This window comes from Halomonas sp. 3D7M, assembly GCF_014897885.1.
Taxonomy (GTDB): domain Bacteria; phylum Pseudomonadota; class Gammaproteobacteria; order Pseudomonadales; family Halomonadaceae; genus Vreelandella.
Genome location: NZ_JABUZF010000173.1, coordinates 1 through 5,946, shown reverse-complemented (window position 1 = coordinate 5,946; position 5,946 = coordinate 1). Strand labels below are relative to the sequence as shown.

The window sequence follows — 5,946 nt, the reverse complement described above, 5'->3', positions numbered from 1 at the left end:
CACAATCAAGCAGGGGGATGGCAAGGGTGTGGCGGCGAGCCTCTCGGGCATATCCGCAAGCGAGCCCACCAGCGACTGCTGCTCGGGCTGACTGGCATTAGCCACCAGCATGATCGGCCACTCATCCGGCAGGCCCGCTTGGCGCAGGCCGTGGCAAATTGCACTCACTTTTGAAAGGCCCATATAAAACACCAGGGTTTCATCCTTGCGCGCCAGCGACGACCAATCTGGGGTGCCGTCTTCGCGGCATAGCTGGGCAGTCACAAAGCGTAGCTGCTGCGCATGGCCACGATCAGTGAGCGGAATACCCATGCAGGCCGCGGCGGCAGAGGCCGCGGTAATCCCTGGCACAATGGCAGCGTGGATCTCGGCAGCGGCCAGGGCATCCAGTTCTTCCCCCATCCGCGCAAATACCGCCGGGTCGCCGCCCTTCAAGCGCACCACCGATTTACCTTCGCGGGCGAGTTTGACCATCAGCTCGCCGATCTCAGCTTGAGGTACGCTGTGATGGCCGCGGGCTTTGCCCACGTAGTAGCGCTCGCTGCCGTTAGGAATCAGCGCCAGCACGTCATCGCCCACCAAACGGTCATACACCACGGCGTCCGCCTGCATAAGCAAGCGTGCGGCCTTGAGGGTTAACAGTTCTGCATCGCCGCTGCCTGCGCCGACCAAGTAAACCTGCCCGGCGCGGCACTCGCCACGCAGTGGCAAACGTATGTCTGCAGCCTGCTGGACCCACGGCGTTAGCGCGCGGTGCGACAACCGCATAACGGCGTTAAACCACTTCAGTAGCAAGGGGTTGCTTAGTGCGGGCATTGGGCCGCTCCTCTTCAATAAGTGATTTCAATTCGGGAATACAGCTACCGCACTGGGTGCCACAGGCAAGCCTGGCGCCCAACGCTTCTACGCTGATATCGCCCTCACGGATGGCATTGACGATGGTGGTTTGGCCTACTTGATGGCAGCTGCACACCACCGGGCCGGTATCCGTGGCGCCGTCGTCGCAGCCAGCTAATAGGCGGCGACGGTGGGTATCGCTCAGCGCCGCCTCGTTGAAACGTGCTTCCAGCCACGCCAACCCTGGCAACTCGTTGGGCGGGCCAACCATCAGCCACCAGCGCAGTTGATCGTTTTCCACGCAGGCAGCGCGCAGCCTTCCGTTAGTGGGGTCTTGGCTGACGACCGATACGTCGCCGGGCAGCCACGTTTTCAGCTGCGCTAGCCAGTCATTAACCGACTGCGTATTGGCAAGCTGCCAGCGCTGGCAGCCGCGCATGGGAATACGTGTCCAGTAGGCACTGGTGCACCAAGGTGTTGATTGCGCTGCCCCTTCGGCAACCAATAAGGTGGCCTGCCAATCAGTAGCAAGCGGCGCCAGCGCTACGGCGCCGTGCTTCGATTCCGGCTGCCCAGAGAGCGGATCTGTAATGCTGTCGATCAGCACGCTGCTTCTGGCCTGCTGGGTGAAGCAGTCAGTCCAGTGGATGGGTACAAAGACCTCACCACGGCGCTGGGCATTGGAGACCCGCACCCGAGCGCGAAACTCACCTTTCGCGGCGGTTAACACCGCCAGCCCTTGATCCATAACACCGGCAGTGCGGGCATCCTCTGGATGCACATCCATAAAGGGTTCGGCACGGTGATTCATTAACCGCGGTGAACGAGCGGTGCGGGTCATGGTGTGCCACTGATCACGAATCCGGCCAGTGTTCAGCCGCAGCGGGTAAGCGGCACTCAGCGCCTGTTCAGGCCCTTGGGGCTTGATCGCCAGCAGCTTGGCGCGACCATTGGCGGTGGCAAATTCGCCATCCTCAAACAGCCGAGCAGTGCCATGGGGTGTGGCTTTCGTGACCGGCCATTGAATGGGTGCTAAGGCGTCGTAACCCTCCCGGCCCAACCCTATTAAGCCTGAGATATCAAACAACCGCTGCGGGCTATCAGGCACCGAACCGTTTTCAAACCCAGAGAGCTTGGCGTGCTCGTCGAAAATCTCCCAGGGATGCGCGTAGTTAAACGCCTCAGCAAACCCCAGGCGTTTGGCCACCTCGCAGAGAATCCACCAGTCATGACGAGCCTCACCTGGTGGCGGCAGCATGCCCCGCTGGCGAGAAATACGCCGCTCGGAGTTAGTAACGGTGCCATCTTTTTCCGACCACCCCGAGGCAGGCAGCACGATATCGGCATAAGGCAGCAGGTCAGTATGGGCAGCGCACTCGGAAACAATCACCAGCGGGCACTTTTCCAGCGCAGCACGCACCCGCGCAGCATCGGGAAGGCTGATGGCGGGATTGGTGGCCATCACCCACAGCGCTTTTATTTCGCCACGCTCAATGGCCTCAAACAGCTCCACTGCTTTATAACCAGGCTCTTCCGGCAGGATCGGTGTAAGGCTGTGGGTAGCCCAGAAGCGGCTGACCAAATCCGGGGCGCCTGGGGTGTGGTAATCCATATGCGCGGCTAACTGGTTGGCAAGCCCGCCCACTTCGCGCCCTCCCATGGCATTGGGCTGGCCAGTAATCGAGAACGGCCCAGCCCCCGGCAAACCGATTTTGCCGCCAGCCAGGTGGCAGTTAATAATTGCGTTGCACTTATCGGTACCGCTTGAAGACTGGTTGACGCCCTGGGAGTAAAGCGTGACCACATGCAGTTGACTGGCGAACCAGTAGTAGAAGGTTTCCAGGCGCTCGGGGTCGACATCACAAGCCGCCGCTACCTCCGCTACCGAGCCCGCGGTTTGCTGAGCCGCCGCCAGGGCATCGTCAACCCCTTCGGTGTGGCGCTCAAGATAGAGGGTATCGAGCTTGCGACGCTGCGCCATCCACGCCAGCAGGCCATTAAACAGGTAAGCATCGCTGCCTGGCTTAATCCCCAGATAGAGATCGGCTATTTCACAGCTATCGGTGACTCGTGGGTCGATCACCACCAAACGCATCAGCGGATTGCGCTCTTTAGCAACCTTAATCCGCTGATAGAGCACCGGATGATTCCAAGCCAAGTTGGACCCCACCAGCACGATCAGTTCCGCCTCTTCCAAATCTTCGTAGTTACACGGCACCGCATCCGCGCCGAAGGCGCGCTTGTAACCAACCACCGCCGAGGCCATACACAACCGCGAGTTAGTATCTAAATGGGGCGTGCCCAAAAAGCCTTTAAATAGCTTATTGGCAACGTAGTAATCCTCAGTTAACAACTGGCCGGAAAGATACGCTGCCACGCTATGGTTGCCATACTCGGCCCGCAGAATGTTTAAGCGTTCGGCAGTGGTGCTTAGGGCGGTATCCCAGGAGACTTCAACCCCATCTACACGCGGGTGCGTCAACCGCCCCTGTTGTCCCAAGGTTTCATGTAGCGCAGAACCTTTGACGCACAGACGCCCGTAGTTAGCCGGATGCTCGCGATCGCCCTCGACAGCGCTCAGCGTGCCCGCTTCAACAGTTGCCGTCACGCCACAGCCAACGCCGCAGTAGGGGCATGTGGTTTTGGCTTGCTGCGTCGTTGTGGACTGCTGCCCTGCTTTTGCCCCTCGCATAACACCTCCTCGGGTCGAGCCTGAACGCCGTATATACGTATATAAATGCCGAGCATAAAAAAACGCCCAGTCCCGTTCTCTAATGCGCTTTATAAACGCATTGAGAGAAGAGGGCTGGACGTCGTTGCCACAGCGCACCTTCAGCGGTGCAAACTAGTTTTTACCACTACAGACTTTTACATCTGCCAAATCTCTAACAGCTACACATTTTCTAACGACTCGTTATTTTTCTAATAGCTTTGGAATTGTTCTCTGCCATCGCCTAGCAATGAGTGCTTATTGCTTGTTAACTTACTTATTGCCTTGGAAACTGCAAAAGCCAAGCCGAAAACTGATTAATCTAAATTTAATAATTTAAAAACAAAAACTTAAAAAATAAAAAACCATTTCACGACGTTCTTTTTTACACTCTGCACACGCTAAACGGTGTGTGAGAGTGCACGCCACCGCCCTTTTCGCACCATCACCGTGCAGCCTATCCGAAGAGTCGTGTCACCGACCTTCCACCAATCACATCTAAATAGCTGAAGTTATTTAAAAAAACATGCTAGATGGCCAGTTGGCCAGCTCTTTGCTTCAGACAGCGTAAGGTTTTTAATCAGTTGGCAGCCAATGGCGGTTGTCGCGCGTTTAAAAAGACGCTATCGGGCAACGACGCCCCTGTTACGTACGCTTTTGCAATGCTTTGCAAAGAGGTGCGAGACAGGGGCGTTTTTTGTTTGGTGCTCAAGCAGCCGCAAAGACATAGAGGAGCCCCCCATGGAAACCACTTCCCGGTGCTCGCCCAACGATCATCAAAACGTCCATCTGGTGATCATTGGCAATGGTATGGCAAGCCACCGCCTAATTGAGGCATTGGTAAAACAGCCCACACACCCCCAGCGAATCACGGTGATTGGTGCAGAGCCAACCCCTGCCTACAACCGTATTCTGCTTTCGCCACTGCTGGCCGGTGAAATGCAGCAGGAGGCACTTTCCCTGCGCGATGCCCAGTGGTACGCCGACCAGGGCGTCACGCTGATACTGGGTGAAAAGGTCGAGACGCTTGATCGCGCAAGCCAAACATTGACCACGGATAGCGGCCGATCGCTTGATTACGATCATTTAGTCATCGCCACCGGGTCGCACCCAGCGCTGCCCGACATTCCTGGTATTGAGCTTGAGGGCGTACACGGCTTTCGCGACCTGCAAGATGCCGAATCACTAGAAGCCATTGCTCAAAAGGGTGGTGATGCAGTGGTGATTGGCGGTGGCCTACTGGGTCTTGAAGCGGCTGAGGGGTTACGTAAACGCGGCAGCGGCATCAACGTAAGCGTGCTCCAGCGCAGCGAGCGGCTGATGAACCGCCAGTTGGATGCAACTGCCGCCCACCTGCTTAAAGACACTCTCACTCAGCGCGGTTTACAGATCATCACTGGCGTGCAGCTAGCGCGGCTAGAGAGTGATGGCCAGGGCCGGGTCACCAAGGTGCATCTCGCCGATGGCCGCCAGTTGAACACCTCCAGCGTGATCGTTGCTGCGGGCATTACCCCTAATGCGGAACTTGGCCGCCAGGCAGGTCTGCGCACGGATCAAGCGATTGTGGTGGACGAATGGCTCACCACCAGCGACCCGACGATCTCAGCGCTGGGCGAATGCTGCCAATTCGAGGGCACCACCTACGGTTTAGTGGAGCCGATCTGGCGACAGGTAGAAGTGCTCGCCGCGACGCTGTGCGGCACGCATTCCCAAGGCTACGCAGATGCCCCCAGCGCCACCAAACTCAAAATCAGTGGTGTAGCGCTCTACGCTTTTGGCCCCACCGAGGCCAGCGCCGAGCATGAAGTACTGAATTACCACGACCTTGAGCGCGGCGACTATCGCCGCCTGCTGCTGCGCAACGGCCAGATAGAAGGCGCGGTGCTTTACGGCGACACCAGCCAAGGCCCCTGGTACTTCGAGCAGGCGCTCGCGGGCACCGATCTCAACGCTTACCGCCAAGCCCTACTCTTTGGTGGTGCTGATGTCGAGGCGCTACGCGAAGCGGCATCTATACACAGTCCTGATTCTTCTGAGCTCTCTTCAAAACAATCTTCTTCAAAACACTCTTCTTCTACAACGTCGGAGGCGGCTTAAATGTCTACCCAACAGCAGCTTATTATTATTGGTAATGGCATGGTCGGCCACCACCTGGTCGAGCAGCTCGTCGATAACGGCGCCCTTGAGCGCTATCAGGTCACCGTGTTTGGCGAAGAGCGCCATCGCGCTTATGACCGTGTACATCTCTCTGAATACTTCAGCGGCCGCGATGCCGATTCGCTCGCGCTTTGCGAAGCGGATTACTACGCCACCAGCGGCGTTGAACTGCGCACAAGCGAAGCCGTTATTGAGATCGACCGCAACTCACAAGAGGTGGTCACCGAACAAGGCCGTTACCC

General features: G+C 57.7%; 4 protein-coding genes. 2 read left to right on the top strand and 2 right to left on the bottom strand.

Features of this window, described 5'->3' with window-relative positions; all coding sequences use genetic code 11:
• Both cobA and INT22_RS09320 read right to left on the bottom strand, forming a co-directional pair.
• A partial coding sequence (gene cobA / locus INT22_RS09325) for a uroporphyrinogen-III C-methyltransferase (RefSeq protein WP_193068119.1) occupies positions 1 to 816 on the bottom strand: 816 nt, incomplete at its 3' end.
• The gene (locus tag INT22_RS09320; protein ID WP_193068118.1) at positions 776 to 3,529 is read right to left on the bottom strand and encodes a nitrate reductase; all 2,754 of its coding nucleotides are present in this window, start codon (positions 3,527 to 3,529) and stop codon (positions 776 to 778) included. The genes cobA and INT22_RS09320, both read right to left, overlap by 41 nt.
• 759 nt (positions 3,530 to 4,288) lie before the next feature.
• Between INT22_RS09320 and INT22_RS09315 the strand changes: the two genes are divergently transcribed.
• Together INT22_RS09315 and INT22_RS09310 are read left to right on the top strand one after the other, a co-directional pair.
• Positions 4,289 to 5,644: an NAD(P)/FAD-dependent oxidoreductase gene (locus INT22_RS09315; RefSeq protein WP_193068117.1), complete on the top strand. Its 1,356-nt coding sequence runs from the start codon at positions 4,289 to 4,291 to the stop codon at positions 5,642 to 5,644.
• A partial coding sequence (locus INT22_RS09310) for an FAD-dependent oxidoreductase (protein ID WP_446718940.1) occupies positions 5,645 to 5,946 on the top strand: 302 nt, incomplete at its 3' end.